This is a genomic window from Dyella solisilvae, assembly GCF_003351225.1.
Lineage (GTDB): Bacteria > Pseudomonadota > Gammaproteobacteria > Xanthomonadales > Rhodanobacteraceae > Dyella > Dyella solisilvae.
The window spans coordinates 973,539-990,158 of the sequence record NZ_QQSY01000001.1; the positions used below are offsets into that span (position 1 = coordinate 973,539).

General features: G+C 64.0%; 12 protein-coding genes. 3 read left to right on the top strand and 9 right to left on the bottom strand.

Going from position 1 to position 16,620, the window contains the following annotated elements; genetic code table 11:
* Positions 1-13 precede the first annotated feature (13 nt).
* Positions 14-1,564 carry a multicopper oxidase family protein gene (locus DVT68_RS04325; protein WP_233523335.1) on the bottom strand — a complete coding sequence of 517 codons (1,551 nt, stop codon included), beginning with the start codon at positions 1,562-1,564 and terminating at the stop codon, positions 14-16.
* A gap of 141 nt (positions 1,565-1,705) precedes the next feature.
* Positions 1,706-3,394, bottom strand: coding sequence for a phospholipase C (locus DVT68_RS04330; RefSeq protein WP_114823789.1), 1,689 nt, complete (start codon positions 3,392-3,394; stop codon positions 1,706-1,708).
* 430 nt (positions 3,395-3,824) lie between these two features.
* Here DVT68_RS04330 and DVT68_RS04335 point away from each other — a divergent pair, with 430 nt between their 5' ends.
* Entirely contained in the window at positions 3,825-5,957 is a 2,133-nt protein-coding gene (locus tag DVT68_RS04335; protein ID WP_114823790.1) for a M13 family metallopeptidase, read from the top strand.
* Between the two features lie 448 nt (positions 5,958-6,405).
* Positions 6,406-7,650, top strand: a complete 1,245-nt coding sequence (locus DVT68_RS04340) for a patatin-like phospholipase family protein (protein WP_233523336.1) — start codon at positions 6,406-6,408, stop codon at positions 7,648-7,650.
* 8 nt (positions 7,651-7,658) lie between these two features.
* Here DVT68_RS04340 and panE read toward each other — a convergent pair whose 3' ends face one another.
* Complete coding sequence (gene panE, locus DVT68_RS04345) at positions 7,659-8,588, bottom strand: 2-dehydropantoate 2-reductase (RefSeq protein WP_114823791.1); 930 nt, start codon at positions 8,586-8,588, stop codon at positions 7,659-7,661.
* A 330-nt stretch (positions 8,589-8,918) separates the two neighbouring features.
* On the opposite strand from panE, the gene DVT68_RS20855 reads away from it, so the two are divergent.
* Positions 8,919-9,044 carry a hypothetical protein gene (locus tag DVT68_RS20855; RefSeq protein WP_158543451.1) on the top strand — a complete coding sequence of 42 codons (126 nt, stop codon included), beginning with the start codon at positions 8,919-8,921 and terminating at the stop codon, positions 9,042-9,044.
* Between the two features lie 15 nt (positions 9,045-9,059).
* Here DVT68_RS20855 and DVT68_RS04350 read toward each other — a convergent pair whose 3' ends face one another.
* From DVT68_RS04350 to DVT68_RS04375, 6 genes are all read right to left on the bottom strand, one after another.
* Positions 9,060-9,569 carry a type IV pilin protein gene (locus DVT68_RS04350; protein WP_325050412.1) on the bottom strand — a complete coding sequence of 170 codons (510 nt, stop codon included), beginning with the start codon at positions 9,567-9,569 and terminating at the stop codon, positions 9,060-9,062.
* Positions 9,566-13,567, bottom strand: a complete 4,002-nt coding sequence (locus DVT68_RS04355) for a pilus assembly protein (protein ID WP_114823792.1) — start codon at positions 13,565-13,567, stop codon at positions 9,566-9,568. Before DVT68_RS04355 ends, DVT68_RS04350 begins: the two co-directional genes overlap by 4 nt.
* A 66-nt stretch (positions 13,568-13,633) precedes the next feature.
* Positions 13,634-14,239, bottom strand: a complete 606-nt coding sequence (locus DVT68_RS04360; RefSeq protein WP_233523337.1) for a pilus assembly PilX family protein — start codon at positions 14,237-14,239, stop codon at positions 13,634-13,636.
* A 1-nt stretch (position 14,240) separates the two neighbouring features.
* Positions 14,241-15,275 (bottom strand): prepilin-type N-terminal cleavage/methylation domain-containing protein, encoded by a 1,035-nt coding sequence (locus DVT68_RS04365; protein ID WP_158543452.1) that lies wholly within the window; start codon positions 15,273-15,275, stop codon positions 14,241-14,243.
* Complete coding sequence (pilV, locus tag DVT68_RS04370) at positions 15,272-15,736, bottom strand: type IV pilus modification protein PilV (protein ID WP_114823794.1); 465 nt, start codon at positions 15,734-15,736, stop codon at positions 15,272-15,274. Before pilV ends, DVT68_RS04365 begins: the two co-directional genes overlap by 4 nt.
* A 50-nt stretch (positions 15,737-15,786) precedes the next feature.
* On the bottom strand, positions 15,787-16,398 hold the full coding sequence (locus DVT68_RS04375; protein ID WP_267897413.1) for a GspH/FimT family pseudopilin: 612 nt from the start codon (positions 16,396-16,398) through the stop codon (positions 15,787-15,789).
* Positions 16,399-16,620: the final 222 nt, after the last annotated feature.

Consider the following 16,620-nt stretch of genomic DNA (forward strand, 5'->3'; position numbering starts at 1 on the left):
GCTGGAGCCGCGCTCAGGCAATCACCTCGAACGGCCGCATCATCTCGTTGGACGCATGCTCCAGCAGGTGGCAGTGCCACACATAGCGGCCGGTGTAGCCCTCGAAGCGGATGATGTAGCGCGTCACCATGCCCGGATACACTTGGGCGGTGTCTTTCCAACCTGCCTCGTGCGGCGGTGGCGGTTGCGCTGGGCCGGTGTAGCGCAGGGTCTTGGACGACAGATATTGGTCCACGTCGAACGGGCGCCGGTCCAGGATTTGGAATCGCACCAGATGCAGGTGGATCGGATGAGTGTCCTCGGTGAGGTTCACCAGGCTCCAGACCTCGGTGCTGCCCAACTTTGGCTTCTCGCTGACCGGATCGTGCCAGTGCTTGCCATCCAGCAGCATCAGCATGGGCTCGCTGACACAGTTGGCGTACTCGTCGATGGTGAGCGTGCGCGTGACGCTGGCTGTCGATTCGACCATGCGTGGAAGTTCGCGCAGCACGACGGGCACACGACTGGGGTCCTCTTCCCGGCCCGGCGCCACCGAGAAGCGCATGAGCGGTAGCGCGTCGTTCATCAGCTCGATATCCGTGCCGCCCATTCCGCCAAAGTCCATCACCAGGTCGGCACGCTCGCCCGGGGCCAGGAACAGGCTGGTCTGCGTCACCGGCGCCGCCAGCAGGCCCTGGTCGCTGCCGATCTGCTGGAATGGCCGCTGGCCGCGCAGGCTCAAGCGAAAGAAGCGGCCGTTGGCGGCATTGAGCACGCGAAATCGGTAACGGCGGGCACGCACGTCGAGCCTCGGCAACAGGGCGCCGTTCACCAGCATCGCGTCGCCAAACACTTCCGGCACCCATGGCGCGTCGCTCACGCCGGACACCGGGTAATACAGCTGACCATCCTCGGTGAGCAGGCGATCGCTCAACACCAGCGGCAATTCGTGTTCGCCATCGGGCAGGGCCAGCGACAGCTCGTGCTCGTCGCGCACCAGGTACAGGCCGTACAGGCCGGCATACAGGTTCAGGCGCTCGATGCCCATGGTGTGATCGTGGTACCACAGCGTCGCCGCGTCCTGACGATTGGGAAACGTCTGTCGACGCGACTGTCCGGGAACAAACCAATCGGTGGGATAGCCATCGTCGGCGGAAGGCACCCGCGCGCCGTGCACGTGCACCACTGCGCGCACCTCTGGGGTTCCGGGTTCGGCGCCGCAGATGTGGTGGTCGATCGGCAGGAAATGCCGCGCCGGCAGCCCGTTGCTCCATTCGATACGCAATGTCTCGCCGCTGCGCGCCTCGATGGTGGGTCCAGGCATGCTGCCCTGATAGGTCCACAGACGCGTCGGTGGAAGATCCCGATGCAGGCGCTGCTCGCTTTCACGCATGACCACGCGCAGGCTGGCGCCGTGCGTCGCGCGCAGCACCGGCGGCGCCGGCAGCGGATCCACGAAGGGCGTCAGACGGTTCGGATCGAGCAGTCGCGGCACGCTGGTCTGGTCAGCCACCGGATGCTTGCACAGGCTGCTGCCACCTTGCGCATGGGCCGGCATCGGCATGGCCATGCCGAACGCACGCAACGTGGGCCATGCTCCTGCGGTGTAAGCAAGGCCGCGAAGGAATCGACGACGGGAGGGATGCAAGATCCACGACCTCCGTGCGCATCGGAAAGGAAACGCCCCGGGCTGACGGCCCGGGGCGCACTAAACGAGCCTAGCAGCTCAACCGTGCGGCGAATGCGGCTCGCTGGCCCACGGACCCTTCGGCTTTTCCACCGGCTGCCCGGTCTGCTCGTCGAGCACCAGGTTGCGATGGCCCGGGTTCGGCTGCGAGAAGTCGAACATGTGCTCCAGCGAACCGGCCACGACGTCGAAAGAACCGCCGCCGATGCGCTCGCCGCGCAGCCAGTTATCCTCGATGAAGCGCGTAACCGAAGACTGGTCGGTCTGCGTGTGATCGACATGGTTGCTGCGCGCCCACGGCGAGATCACCAGCAGCGGCAGTCGTGGGCCGTAGCCACAACGCCCCTGCACCGGCTTGCCGTTGCTGTTGGGGCCGGGCAGCGTGGCGGGCGCGTTGCACTTGCCTGCGCCATCCAGCGCATCCTGCGACGAGGCCGACGCATTGACGCGCGGCGCGGCCTGATGGTCGTACCAGCCGTCGGAGTCGTCATAGGCGATCACCACCGCGGTGTCGCGCCAATCCGGCTGTTGCTGCAGGAAATTGATCACGTGGACGATGAACTGCTGCTCGTCCAGCGGATCGGAGTAACCGGCATGACCATCCTGGTAACCCGGCGCCTTGAGGAAGCTCACTGCCGGGAAGTTGCCGGCGCTCACCGCTGCGTAGAAGTCGTTGATGTCGTACTGGTGGTTCGCCGCATCGCCCTGGTGGCCGATCATCGCCACCGACGTGGGACGCACATGCGTCGGGTTGGCGGTCGAGGGGTAGTACTGGAACGGCTGGTGGTGCGGAATGTAGTCGGCCTTGGTGGTCTGCGTGACGGTCGACAAGGTGCTGCGCTTGCAGTTGGTGGTGCCGTTAGAGTTCACCGTCGTCAGGTCGAAGCCACCTTCGAAGAAGCCCCAGGTGACGCCGGCATTGTTCAGCAGGTCGCCCACGTTGCGGCCACCCATCTGCACCTGGTTGCCGGTCGGGGACGAGCACACGTCGCCGATCGGGTCGGCATCGCTGAACAGGGTCAGTCCGCCCTGCCCGTCGGCCACTTCGTTGGCGGTGCCGTTGAGGGTTTGGATGACACCATTGGTCTGGCCGGAGACCAAGTTGAGCGCGCCCGGCGTGGACGGACCGAAGGTGGTGTTGTAGCTGTTGTCGCTCATGGCGTACCACTGCGCGTAGTTCCACAGCGCAGTGACGGTGTTGCCGTCGTAGTAGCCCATCACTTGGCCGGCGCCATCCTCACTGGCCGGCGCGCCCGGCAGCGTTTCGCCCGTACCGGTGAACTTGGGGAACAGGTCCATGGCGCCGCCATCGAATGCCTGCTGTTCCGGGCCGTAATCGTGGTCCTGGTCAGCGGTCGCGGCCTGCGTGCGGTCGAGGCGGAACGGATTGATCGCGCCGGTACCGTTGCCGCTGTTGTTCTTGTTCGGGTTGTTGGTCTGCAGCGCGACGCTCAGACCGTTGACCTTCGGCGTGAATGGACGAGCCTGGAAGCTCGGCTCACCCGGCAGGTTGGCTGCGTTCGGATAGGTGCCGAAGTAATGATCGAACGACACGTTCTCCTGGAAGATCACCACCAGGTGCTTGATCGGCGTCGCCGTACGGCTGTCCCTGTCGTGCCGACCGTGAGCATCCGGCGCGGCTTCAGCGTGAACAGGAATCTCGGCGAGGGAAATGGCGGAAAGACTCAGGATGCACGCAGCTATACAAACGGCAAGGTTCTGTCGCATGGAAGGCTCCCTAGGTCGCGGGTGATGCGCTTCCCCTCAAGCGCGGAAAACCCGGACGATAGGCCTGCAAGGTGACAGGCGAATAACAGGCCACTCCGCATTTTCCTGCGGAGGCCGCCTCGCACGGGCTCACCGCAACAGACCCGCCAGAGCCGTTCCCTCAGCGGACTGGCCGCCCTGCCGATGGCCGCCAACGACCTGCGCTGGAAGATCGTGCTGGCCTGGCGCCGCAGCGCCTCCTGTCGCCCGCCGCCCAAGCCTGGCTGGCCCTGGTTGCCGGCGAGGCCCCTGACCTTTGACACTGTTTGACACGTGACCCCGCGGCCTAGCCTGAAAGGTCACGATCACGATGACGATTCGAGGCGTTCAGCCCCGCGGTCTGCCATCACCCAACCGCCCATACGGGCTATGGAAACCCAGAGAGAACTCCATGACCAAGCCGTTTATGAAGCCCATCGCGCTCGCCGTGAGCCTGGCGCTCTCGCTCACCGCGTGCGGCAAGCACGAGGAGGCCGAGAAGGCCCCGGCCGCCGCCAGCACCGCCCCGGCTCCGGCCGCCGCGAGCACCACGGCCGCCGCCTCGGTCGCGCCCAAGAGCGTGTTTGACGTGAGCGAGCTGGACAACAACATCCAGGCCTGCAACGACTTCAACGGCTTCGTGAACAGCAAGTGGGTCGCCGCCAACCCGATCCCGAACGACCGCACCCGTTGGGGCGCCTTCGACAAGCTGGCCGAGGACAGCCTCAACACCCAGCACGACATCGTCGACGCCGCCGCCAAGGGCGCCGCCGGCGCCCAGGCTGGCTCGATCGAGCAGAAGATCGGCTATCTGTACGCCGCGGGCATGGACGAGGCCGCCATCGAAAAGGCCGGCTTCGACCCGATCAAGCCCAAGCTCGACGCCATCGCCGCGCTCAAGAGCAGCAAGGACGTGGCCGCCTACCTCGACAACAGCTTCGCCGAGGGCGACATGCAGGTGTTCGAGTTCGGCTCCAGCGCCGACTTCAAGAACGCCAAGATGCAGATCGCCTACACCCAGGAAGCGGGCCTGGGCCTGCCGACCAAGGACTACTACCTCAATCCCAAGTACAAGGACATTCGCGACGCCTACCTCGACCACATCGCCAAGTCGCTGCAGCTGACCGGCGTGTCCGAGGCCGACGCCAAGAAGCAGGCCGCCCAGGTGCTGGCGTTCGAAACCGAACTGGCCAAGGCCTCGCTGACCCCGGTGGAAATGCGCGACCCGGCCAACGAGTACCACTTCGTCACCGTGGCCGAAGCCAACAAGCTCACCCCGCACTTCAACTGGGATGAATTCTTCAAGGCGCAGGGCGTGACCATCGACAAGGGCTTCTCGCTGTCGCAGCCGAAGTTCATGGCCGAGTTCGACAAGCTGCTGGCCAGCGCGCCGGTCGACCAGTGGCAGTCGTACCTGCGCTTCCACGTGATCGACGACGCCTCGCCGTTCCTGAGCAAGGCGTTCCAGGACAACAAGTTCGAGTTCTACGGCAAGACCCTCGCCGGCCAGCCGGAACAGAAGCCGCGCTGGAAGCGCGTGCTGGGCGGCGTGAACTCGTCGATGGGCGAAGCGCTGGGCCAGCTGTACGTGGCCAAGGTTTTCACGCCGGAAGCCAAGGAACGCGCGAAGGAGCTGGTCGACAACGTGCGCAACGCCCTCAAGGCGCGCATCGAAAACCTCGACTGGATGAGCGACGAGACCAAGCAAAAGGCCATCGCCAAGTGGAACACCTTCCTGCCCAAGATCGGCTATCCGGACAAGTGGCGTGACTGGTCGGGCCTGGACATCAAGCAGGGCGACTACTACGGCGACGTGATGGCTGCCGCCAAGTTCAACTACCAGTACGACCTCAACAAGATCGGCAAGGCGACCGATCGCCTGGAATGGGGCATGACGCCGCAGACGGTCAACGCCTATTACAACCCGACCGACAACACCATCAACTTCCCCGCCGCGATCCTGCAGCCGCCGTTCTTCTATGCCAACGGCGACGACGCGATCAACTACGGCGGCATCGGCGCCGTGATCGGCCATGAGGCCAGCCACGGTTTCGACGACCAGGGCAGTCAGTTCGATGGCGAAGGCAACAATGCCGACTGGTGGACCAAGGCCGATCGCGAGAAGTTCGATGCACGCACCGACAAGCTGGTGCAGCAGTTCAACGAGTACGCACCCGTTCCGGGCCAGCCGGACATCCACGTCAACGGCAAGCTGACGCTGGGCGAAAACATCGGCGACCTTGGCGGCCTCAACTCCGCCTACGACGCCCTGCAGATGGCGCTGAAGAAGAACCCGCAGGAAGCCGGCGAGAAAATCGATGGCTACACCCAGGACCAGCGCTTCTTCCTGAACTGGGCCCGCGTGTGGCGTGGCAACATCCGCGACAAGCAGCTCGTCCTGCAGATCAACACCAACGAACACGCGCCGTCCTCGCTGCGCGCGATCGGCGCGCCGTCCAACATGGACGCGTTCGCCAGCGCGTTCCAGTGCAAGCCGGGCGACGCCATGGTTCGCTCGGGCGACAAGCAGGTGAAGATCTGGTAAGTCACGCACGATCTTCGTGACTGTGTTCAAGGCGCCGTGTGCAAGCACGGCGCCTTTTTTATGGCGGCTCCGTCGAAGCGCATCTGTTGTGGCACGCCTGCGAAAAGGCACTGGATTCCTGCTTTCGCAGGAATGACGCGGTGAAGGGGGCCGCTCTGACCAGATACGCAACGACGGTGTCCATCGCTGAATCCCATCCCCCTCTCCGTCATCCCCGCGAAAGCGGGGATCCAGTGACTTTGTTCTTCACGTTACCGCCAAAGGCACTGGATCCCCGTTGTCCCAGGAATGACGAAGCGATGGCCGCGATCGCTGCAACAACACTCGGAGCCCCTCGCCACCCCACCCTTGCCATGCCGATGTTCCTCCTGCATCGTTTTCGCACACCACCCATCCACGTTGGGCGTGGCTCAATGGCCAAAACGGACCTGGGCTCTTGGGAGGAGTCGTGCGTCGCACCCTGCCCCTGCTGCTGATCCTCTCCATGCTCGCCGCCTGCAGCACGGTCACGCGCCGCCCGGCGCCCCCACGGCTGATCTCGCACGCCGTACCCGAGGGCTACACGGAGAACGTACGTCTGCTCGCCTCGGACGTGGAGCAATTCGCCAAGCGATCGCCTGAGTTCTTCGAGGGCATCCGCGACGCCGCCTCCGATGGCACGATCGACATCCTTGCCCTGTCCGGCGGCGGCGCCGGCGGCGCCTTTGGCGTGGGCGCACTCACCGGCCTCAGCCGCGCCCATGCGCGCCCTCAATACGAACTGGTCACCGGCGTGAGCGTCGGCGCCCTGCAGGCGCCGTTTGCCTACCTGGGCCCTGACTGGGACGACGCCATGCGCCAGGCCCTGGGCGGCGACGCCACGGCGCGCCTGCTGGGCGGCTCACCCAGCCGCACGCTGATATCGCGCATGCTGTTTCCGATGGGGCACGGGCAGAGCACGCTTTTCCAGCTGGTCGACCATTTCGTGACACCGCAGATGATCGACGCGGTGGCCCGGGAGAACGCCAAGGGGCGCCGCCTGGTGGTGGCGACCACCGACCTGGACAAGGGCGAAACCATGCTATGGGACATGGGGGCCATTGCCACCCGCGGCGGCGAGATAGCGCGCGAGACCTTCCGCGATGTGCTGGTGGCATCGGCCAGCGTGCCAGGCATGTTTCCGCCCGTGCTCATCCATGTGCGGGTCGGCGATAGCCATTACGACGAGATGCATGTGGACGGCAGCGTCACCGTGCCCGTGTTCACCACCCCGATCATCGCGGAGCTGCACCCGGAAGCGCTATCCGCATTGCGTGGCGCCAACCTGTACATGATCGTCAACAGCCAGATCCACCACTTTCCACGGACCACGCCACTCGAAACGATCCCCGTTCTGACCATGAGCTTTGGCGCCGGCCTCACCTTCAAGACCCGCGTCGTGATCGCGGAAACGATCGCACAGGCGCGCCAACTGGACTTCCATTTCCTGATGGCGTCGATCCCCGCCGACTACCCCACCGGCAGTTTCATCGACTTCAATCCGGCGCATCTGCGCGCGCTGTTTGATTACGCCTCTGACTGCGCAGCGCGCGGACAATTGTGGGGCACGCCAGAACAGGGTTTGCAGCGCAACCTGATGGCGTACAGCCTGCCGCCGTCGGGGCCGCCCTCTTGTCCGGCTGAGGATCCGGCGAACACACCGCAGAGCCATTGACGGCAGCCTCAGCTGCGGCGGGCGCGTCGCGCCTCGTAAGCCTTCAGGTGCGCATAGGCGGTACGCAGCATGATGAGCGACTCGGCTGACTGGCCCGCGCGCGCAAGCAAGTCGCCGACCACGTGATCGGCCTCGATCAGGCCGCCCTGCTCCAGGTCGCGCATCATCGAGGCGCTGAGCGCAGAGCCTTGCTCGGTCAGCACGCCGCGCGCACGCGCCAGCACGGATTCGCTGGGCGCGTGGCCGTTCTGCTCAGCCACACGGCGGCAATCGTCCAGCAGCTGCAGGGTGGCCTGCTCGCCGCCGGGCGCCGCCATGATGTCGCGCACCGGCGCCCGCATCAGGCAGGTGATGCCCGCCAGCGAGGCAAGGAAGACCCACTTGTCCCACATGTCCTGCAGGATGGTGATGCTCAAGCGTGGCTCGAAACGCACGCCTGACATGGCGGCCAGTACGCGTTCGACGCGCTCGGAGCGGCTGCCGTCGCGCTCGCCGAAGGTCAGGCTGTGCGACTGGTTGAGGTGGTGCACCACGCCATCGGCATCCAGCGTCGCCGCGATCACGCACTGCCCGCCGAGCACGCGTTCAGGACCGAAGCGCGCGTCCAGCAGGTCCAGGTGCCGCATGCCGTTGAGGATGGGCAGGATCATGGTCTGCGGCCCCACCGCCGGCGCCATGTCCTCCATCACCTGCGGCAGGTGATACGCCTTGCAGCTGAGCAGCACCAGATCGAATGCGCCGCGAAGTTCAGCCGCCTGCACCGTCGGTGGATCACTCAGCACGACGTTGCCGAGGCTGCTGTTGATCACCAGCCCGTCCCGCGCCAGCTGGGCGGCGCGCGCCGCGCGCACCAGAAAGGTCACGTCCTGCCCGCTTTCCAGAAGCCGTCCGCCGAAATAGCCGCCGGTCGCGCCGGCCCCAATCACCAGAATTCGCATCGCCGGGCTCCTCAAACGCCGATCCAGAACGAAAAGGCTACCAAAACTGCCTCGTTCGCTCCCGTGGCCAGGCTGTCAGCCCCGATTCAATTGCGGCTTCTTCTCAATTTTGCCGCCTAAATACTTGGCGGACCACGACGGGGGCCGCACCACCCACTGGCATCGAGTTCAGCGCGCTGATCCACCCATCTTCGACGGGCATGCCATGGCCTGTATCACCAGTCAAAGGCATCCCGGCAGTTGCTCCGCGACGGCCCGGTCACTCACGGCGTCGGCATCGCCGAGTTCTTATCCGCGCATTAGCTGGGGCGCTGCCTGAGCAAGCGACGCTTGCCTTTCTGGTTGGACACCGCGATGCAACGCCACAGCGCCACCGACTTGGGCAGTGGCGCTGTGCTACTCCTCACAGGCGTCTATCACAACCCGCTGAGGCCATGGATGGAGAGCCGAGCTTGAACGGTCGCCAGGTGCTCAGCCGCCCCAACACTGCGTCACGGTACCCGTCGTGCCCGTGATGTTGCGCGTGCCCGTTTGAGTCACCGTCAGCGCGCCGCACTGCGTATCCCGCTTGAGCTGCGTTCCGATGGGCGTGGCCTGGATGGTGTAAGCGCTCGATGAAGATGCCGGTACGGTGTATGCGTAGTTGCTTCCGGTCTGCGATGACGTTGCACAATCCAACACCAATGAGGGCGTCGCACCGATGATCGGGTTGGGCACGCCAGCCGCGGTTCCCGAACTGGCCGGGGCCTGCGAGTAACTCATGTTGGTGGTGTAGTAGCGCTCCATGTAATTCGCGTACTGGGACAAACAGCCTTCGGCCGCCGCCCGGTTGGTCTTGGTGACCGACTTGATGTAGGAGGGGTAAGCAATCGCCGCGAGGATCGCGATGATCGCCACCACGATCATCAGCTCCACCAAGGTGAAGCCCCTCTGCGAACGGCCGTCGATCCGGTCGTGTCTGTTCATGAAGACGTTGCTCATGGGTTCACCAGTTCCTGCCAGGAGACGCGCTGCGGCATGCCCGAAGCGCCCGAAGTGTTGAGGCTGGACGTCGAGCCGTTGTCGAAGCTCATCAGCATGTCGCCACCCACGAAGATGGGGTTGTTCGGCAGTGAGCTGAAGCCCACGCCTGCCGCAGCCACGACCGTTCCGTTGGGCAACGTCACCGAGCCGGCGCTGCCGTTGACCATGAAGAAGTTGCCGCTCGGGTTGGTGCCGGTGAACGGATCGACGGCCATGACCCAACCACTGCCCGACGAGTTGCAGATATCGGCATTGGATGCCGCCGTCGGGATGCGGGTGGTGCCCAGCAGCAGGTTGCCCTGGAACTGGTTGGGCGTGACCATGCGTTCGCCCTGTGCGTTATAGCCGGCCACATTGCCCTTGCTGTCCGTCGTGGGCTGTTCCAGGTTCATGTACCAGCCGAGCTTGCCGGGCATGTCGCTGGGCACAGGTAGCGTCGTCACCGCGCGTACACCCAGGGTGGGCGGCGTGGCGCTGGTATTGCCATCCTGCTCATAAATGACGTAACGCTCCACCAGGCTGCCATCCAGCGTGGTCGCCGGCAGGCTGGGCAAGGTCCCCGAGTTCTTTCCGGCCTGCATGATCACGCCGTACCAGCTCTGTACCTGCTTATTGGTGGTGTCACCACTGGTCAGGTACTCGCCGGTGCCAAAGAACACCCAGACGTTGCCCGTAATCGGGTCGCGCCCGGCGAGCATGCCGGACGTAATGGGCTGCGCGACACCGCTCGGATCGGTGGCGGTAAATTCCTTGGTGCCTGCCTTGGTAAAATCGCCCGTAGAAGTAGTCTTGGTTGTTTGGGTGGCGCCACTGCCGGTGGTGGTGGTCGTCACGTCGACCAGTGGGAACATCCACACTCGGCCAGCCAGATCACCCGCATAGGCCTCCGTGCTGGTGCCATTGGCCGGGTTGTCCATCCACGTCACCGGCGCCGCGAGACCATTGGAAGCGGTCGCATCCGTGGTGTGCACGCTAAGCGCACCCGTAGCGACATTGAACTCCAGCAGCGCCGCCGTGCCGCTGTTGCTGTTGTAGCCGTTGCCGATCAGCACCTGCCAGTCAGAGTTGTCGGTGCCATCCTGCACCTTGGCGATCACCGGCTTGCCCACCATCTGGCCGATATAGTTGCTGTTGGTCTGACCGTCGCCAGCGGAACGCTCCCACAGCGGAGTGATGTTGTTGGGGTCGGTGATGTCCAGTGCATAGACCGCCTTGGCCGTACCGCGCCCCGTGGTGCCGACCAGTACCGTGTGCCAGTTGGAATTGAAGTACACATCCGCAATGGTCAGCTCACCATCGTTGTAGTACTGGTGCGTCACGGTGGTGGTGGCAACCGAGCCGTAGGTGGGATCAGACAGGTTCTTCAGCCCCGCGGTGATGACCGCACCCGGCAAGTAGGCGTAGGTTTCCGCGCCGGTGCTGGCATTGAATGCATGCAGCATGCCGTCGTTGGCCGCCACGAACACCAGCGCGGTACGAGTTGAGGCGGCGCTTGCCGTGGTGGTCGTGCCACTGGTTGTGCCCACCGCAAACGCCTGGAAGGAGTTGTTGCCGGTGGTCGCGGTGTTGCTGGTGCCAACGAACACCTGGTTCTCGAACTCGTTGGGGTTGGGCGCACCGGAATACACCGGCTGCGAATCCACGATGTCCCCCAGCGGCGTGCTGCGCGTGCGGAAGGTACCGCTGTTCACCTGCTCCGACGTGTTGTCGCCGCGCAGGTAGTTCACCATCGCGGCCTGGGCGGTCGTCGAGCTGCCCAGCGCCGCCAGCTGAGTGGTGGAAAGAGCCGGCGGCGTCGCGCTGCTGCCAGTGCCACTGTCAATGAACTTCACGAAGCTGCCGGCTGCCGCGGTACCCGGCACGTAGGTCCAGATCGTTCGGCTGGGATAGGTGTCGATCGTGTACTTGCCGTTGACTGTCACCGTGGCGCTGCCCACCAGCATCGACGCGGCTGACCAGCTGGCCGTCGAACTGATGGCGCCCGTGCTCGAGTTGATCGACAAGGCCAGCAAGTCACCGGTCCACTGCACCGTCTCGTACTTCGCCTGATAGGCCACCGTACCGTTGGTGAGCTGGGTGGAATTGGCCGCCAGGCTGGCGCCGCTGCCCGAGCGCGAAGCGGCGCGATTCAAGGCATCGGTCAATCCACTGGCGAAAGCCGACGGGCTGGTCGCGGAATAGAAGCCACCGTGACCGTTCACACCTGCATGGGCGAGGTCGGAAATATTGTAGATCGAGCCGTTGTTCTTACCCGAGGGGGTCGGCCACTTGAAGCTCGTCAGTGTTCCGGTGCCATTCGCCACGCTGAAGATGTCGCTGATGGTCGGTGGCGTATCGGTGGTGGTTCCGATCGTTGCCGACCCCGAAATCCCTGTCGGCGTAAATCCCAGACCCATGGTGAATGTGACCATGTGCTGCCAGAAAGCGGGATCTTCCTTGTTGGTTGGCACTTCGTTGGGAAAATTCGTGCTGGGCTGCAAGTCATTTTCCCAGTAGTACAGAGCAACGTCGGCGAGGGACGGGCCTTCGCTGCTCGTAACACCACCGGAGTAAGGGGCCGCAGGCTTGCTGTTAGCCGTGGTTGGCCATGACTGACCATTCGGACCGGAAATGGTTGGCCACACGGCGTTGCTGGCGCCAGAGATGGTCGACGAACTGTAGGTCTCGTTCCAGAAACCATCCGTCGTGAGAATGGTGTAGGCCTGGCGACATGCGATGTACGAAGGCTGACTGGTGGTTCCGTAGCCAGGATCGCTCGACATGGTCGTCCAGGGCTGCGAGGTCTGGTAATACTGACCAATCTGCGACAGCGCCATGCGCAGCGGCGTACCACCACTCGGGCTCAACGCAGCCGCCCAAGTCCAGAAGACATTCTTCTGGTCCTTCCCGGAGGAGCCGTCGCCAAAGGGCTGTACCGCGGCGACCTTGTTGGTCACAGAGCCGCCGTTGCCGCAGTCGAAGGTATCCGTGTACGTATACGGCGCGGGCGCAGATGAACTGGAGGTCGGCGCCTTGATGTTGTCGGCGTCATGATTGCAGCCACCGTCGATCGATCCGAATCCGACGCGAAAACCTTTGTCGACGGTGGAGAACGCCGTCATCAGACCACTCTTGGCCATCTGGATGCGCGTGCGGTAGTAGGAGAACCAATTGGCCACGTTCTGCTGCGTAGCGGCGGTATCATCGCACTGCGATGTGCTGCCGACCTTCGGGGTGGCTGTCGAGAGCCATGCGCAGGTGCCAGTTGCCCCCACGTAATTTTCGGTATTGCCGCTACCCGTCGTGTAGGTGAAATAGTTCTGGCTGATCTGGCCAGTACAGGTGGTTCCGCTCAGTGGATCGGTCCCGTTACACGAATAAGTCGTAGTCGCAGTGGCCGGGATCGAGGTACTACCTTGCTTACAGTTGCTACCTCGCAAGCTATATCCACTCGGGCAAGAGTAGGTCGTCGTCGCAGTGGCCGTATAGGTGCCGGTTACCGTGTACGTTTGGTAATACGGAAATCCGCCAGTAAAACTCGTAATGTCCGTCGCGGTTGTATCGGTAAAACCATCCTTGTAGGCATTGGTCAGCCCAGGCGAAGCCGGGTAGAGATCCGGTACGGCTGCCGTGCTGTCTGCCTTGGGCGGCAGGCTGTAAGTGATGGCCGGGTTGTAATACGCGCCGTTGATCGCCGAATTGCGTGCCTGATCGTTGCTCGGACTGCCGTTGCCCGTCGATGACGTCAAATAGCCCCAGTCAGGCATGTAATCCCACGCCATGGATCCCGAGTCGTCGAGCATCAGCACGATGTTCGGCGGAATCGTCGGCTGCACGGTCAGGGGCTGCTGATCCACTGTCACCGCCGCCAAGGCAGGCATGTAGATGGCACCCAGCATCCATACGACCAGCATCGTGCCCAGCGCCCTGATGGCGGCAGAGCCCTTGCGGCGCGGAGCTTGTGGCTTCGTGTTCATCGCGGTTTGTCCTGAATGCGATCGGTTTGTCACCAGCCAACCATGGGCGGTGAGCGTGGTAATGGATCAGCCCTGCTTGACGACGGCCTGGATAGTGACCACGGCGCGATCACCCACCACGGCCGGATCGCCGCTACGTGCGGTAATGCGGTAGAACACCGCCGTGCCCGAGTTGCCCTGCACGCCGTAGTTGCGCGAGTTGCCGGTCTGGCCGAAGCCGGTATTGGTGGTCTGGTCCACCCAGTTGCCCATGTTCTCGATCACGAACTGCGGCTGGCCGGCAGCCGTCGAAGTCGCCGTGTAGTTGCCCAATGTGGTGCCTTGGGCAACGGAATGGATGTCGTTCGACGTCAGGGTCGAGTCGTTGAACGGGTTAGGCAGGCAGGTGATGCCGCCAGCCTGGCAGTTGTGCCAGATGAGCGTGGGCGAAGTGGGGATCAGCGCGGTCGCGGCGCGTACCGCCGCCTCGGCGCTCTGGAATGCCTGCTCACGGTCATACTGATTGGCGGACATCTTCTGCTGCATGATGGTGCCGTGCACCGCCGCCAGCCCCACCAGGGTGATCAAGATCAGCAGGATCATGGCCACGACTAGCGCAATGCCGCGCTGTGCGGGAGCTGCGTGTGACGGCCGGCGGGTGCGGTACTGCATGGAAACCTTTGGCGCGCTCATCTCATAGCACCCGGTTGCGCATGGTGGTGGTGGACGTGAATTGCCGCACGAGGGGAGCGGCGTTGTTGACGCTGGCTCGCGCGTTCGTGCTCTGCAGGGTGAACGTGACCTGCGCGGCATTTACCGCCGCCCAGTTGCCGGCCACGGTGGTGGCGTTGGAGAAGACCGTACCCCCCGACTGCAGGTAGAAGATCTTCATGCTGGTGACGTTGCGCACCATTTCTTGCGGTGTCGTCACCGCGACGCCGGCAGCGCTGTAAGTCACCGGCAACCGGTACAACGAGTAGCCACCCACAGGATTCTTGCCGATGTACCAGTCAACGGCCGTCATCAGGTTGATGCGCGCGTTGGGCAGGAAGGTGTAAGCATTGCCCGTGCTGGTACAGATGGTGGGGTAACCCAAGCCGGTCGAGCAGTTGCCGGGCGCCGGCGTGGTGGCGCTGGTGAAACCCACGGACGTGCCGCTGTACGTGGCGATCTGCAGCAGGGTGGCATGATCGAAATCGCACACCATGATGATGTCGCCAGCAGCCAGTTGCGTGCTTGCCGCATTGATGTTGAAGCTCGTGGGGCTGCCGGACGCGGTACCGACCGTCACATCCGAAAGGGCGGTGCCCAGGACGCTCACCGAACTCATGCCAGCAACCGGAGCGCCGAATCCAGTCAGTGAAGACAGCGCGGGGTCCGTGCTGGCATCGTCGTAACCCTGCAATGGCACGGCCCAGTTGGCGTACCAGAGCGTGGCGCTGCTGTTGAGCACGTTGGCGACGCGACCACTGGTGTTGTCACATCCGGTGAAGCCCACGTCACGCAAATCGCGCGTCAGCATTTCGAAGGCCGTTCGCGAACCGCTCTCCACATCGCTCAATGCTTCATTCGCTCGGTAGGTCTGCTGGCCGGCGAGAAACACGCTCATGACGCCGCCGATCACGATCAGGCCAAGCAGCATGGCCACCATCAGTTCGACCAGGGTGAAGCCGCCTGCAAGTGGTGCACGGCAATGTTGCCGAGCGCAAATCAAGGGTCGCTTGCTCATAGCATGGCCTGCGTGACGACTAGCTGCTGGTTGCTGCTACCCAAGCCAGCGCGGCTGTCGTCAAACTGGATGGTGACGGTGCAGTTGGCCGTGTTGGTGGTGGCGACTGCGGTGCATTTGATCGTGCCGGTCGTGCTGTCGCTGACGCCCAGCGGCGCGAGGTCCACCTTGCACCACTGGTTGAGCTGGGCGCTGACCAAGGTGCCTGCTGCCGCCGGGCAGGCGCTCGCCTTGATGGGGCTGCTGGTGTTGTAGGCCCCGCCCGCCGCATTAACGATGTCGTCGCGCATCGCGTCGAGGATGGAGTAGCTCGCTACCGTGGCCATGCTCCGCGCCATCGCACTGTTGTTGGTGGACAGTGAGCGCGCCTGCAGTGCGGCGATGCCAAGGAAGCCGATGGACAGCACCAGCACGGCCACCAGCACCTCGATCAGACCTACGCCGGACTGATGAGCCGCCATCGATCGCAAACCAGTACGCCGCCCAAGGCGGACGGATTGCATGCGCTGCGTCATGGGCAAGTCGCCGTGCTGGAAGTGGTTGAGGTGACGATGCTGCCGGTGGCCATGCTGACCTGGATGTCGTTGTTGCTGTGGAGCGCCGTCGAACAAATCTCCACGACCGTGCTGCCTGTTGCACCGGTTCCGAAAGGCGTGGTCGAACCCGGGGCAGTGCCAAGCCCGCTTCCGTTGAAGCGGATCGCGGCGATGTTGCGCACCTGTACTGAAGGAATCGACAGCGCCGTGGGCGGCGCCAGCACCGAGGAGGCCGTGGCGGCGCCCGTGAGCTCGACAACGGCTCCCGCGCTCGTTCCGCAGGCAGTCCCCAGCACGTCGCTGTTGTTGCTCGACGCCGAATTGCTGCAGAACTGGACAGAACCGTTGCGCTTGATCGCTTCCATCCGCGCGGTATTGAGCGCGCCGATCATGGCGTTGGCCGCCGTCGTCAGCCGGTTGGCGTTGATCATGTTGCTGAAGGCGGGCACGGCCATAGCCGTCAGGGTTGCCGCCACGGCGACCGTGATCATCAGCTCCGCCATCGTGAAGCCACGTTGGGCGCGACGCGCCGTCGGCGCGCCGACCGGCTGGCTGTTGCGCGCCGACGCGCCCGGAACGGCGCCCAGTCCGTATGACATGGCTTGCATGGATTCCCCCAACTGGATACCCCTGGGGAAAATGTATCCGGGGGGTCCCACGCCATCAGCCTTTTGCCGACTAAAGGAAGAAGTTGGCCGATGAGCGGTGTAGGTCTATGCCAAAAAGGGGACGCAGTTCACTCTGTTTGGCGAGCCCTCGGAGGCCTCCGAAGCGAACGCGGAGAGCCCCGACCGGCCCTTTTTCTCTAG

Excerpts from the sequence above, each read along its gene's own strand:
- pilV (WP_114823794.1), bottom strand. The coding sequence starts at position 15,736 with ATGGCGGCTCATCAGTCCGGCGTAGGTCTGATCGAGGTGCTGGTGGCC.
- DVT68_RS04355 (WP_114823792.1), bottom strand. The coding sequence starts at position 13,567 with ATGAACACGAAGCCACAAGCTCCGCGCCGCAAGGGCTCTGCCGCCATC.
- DVT68_RS04335 (WP_114823790.1), top strand. The coding sequence starts at position 3,825 with ATGACCAAGCCGTTTATGAAGCCCATCGCGCTCGCCGTGAGCCTGGCG.
- DVT68_RS04350 (WP_325050412.1), bottom strand. The coding sequence starts at position 9,569 with ATGAGCAACGTCTTCATGAACAGACACGACCGGATCGACGGCCGTTCG.
- DVT68_RS04365 (WP_158543452.1), bottom strand. The coding sequence starts at position 15,275 with ATGAGCAAGCGACCCTTGATTTGCGCTCGGCAACATTGCCGTGCACCA.
- DVT68_RS04330 (WP_114823789.1), bottom strand. The coding sequence starts at position 3,394 with ATGCGACAGAACCTTGCCGTTTGTATAGCTGCGTGCATCCTGAGTCTT.
- DVT68_RS04360 (WP_233523337.1), bottom strand. The coding sequence starts at position 14,239 with ATGAGCGCGCCAAAGGTTTCCATGCAGTACCGCACCCGCCGGCCGTCA.
- panE (WP_114823791.1), bottom strand. The coding sequence starts at position 8,588 with ATGCGAATTCTGGTGATTGGGGCCGGCGCGACCGGCGGCTATTTCGGC.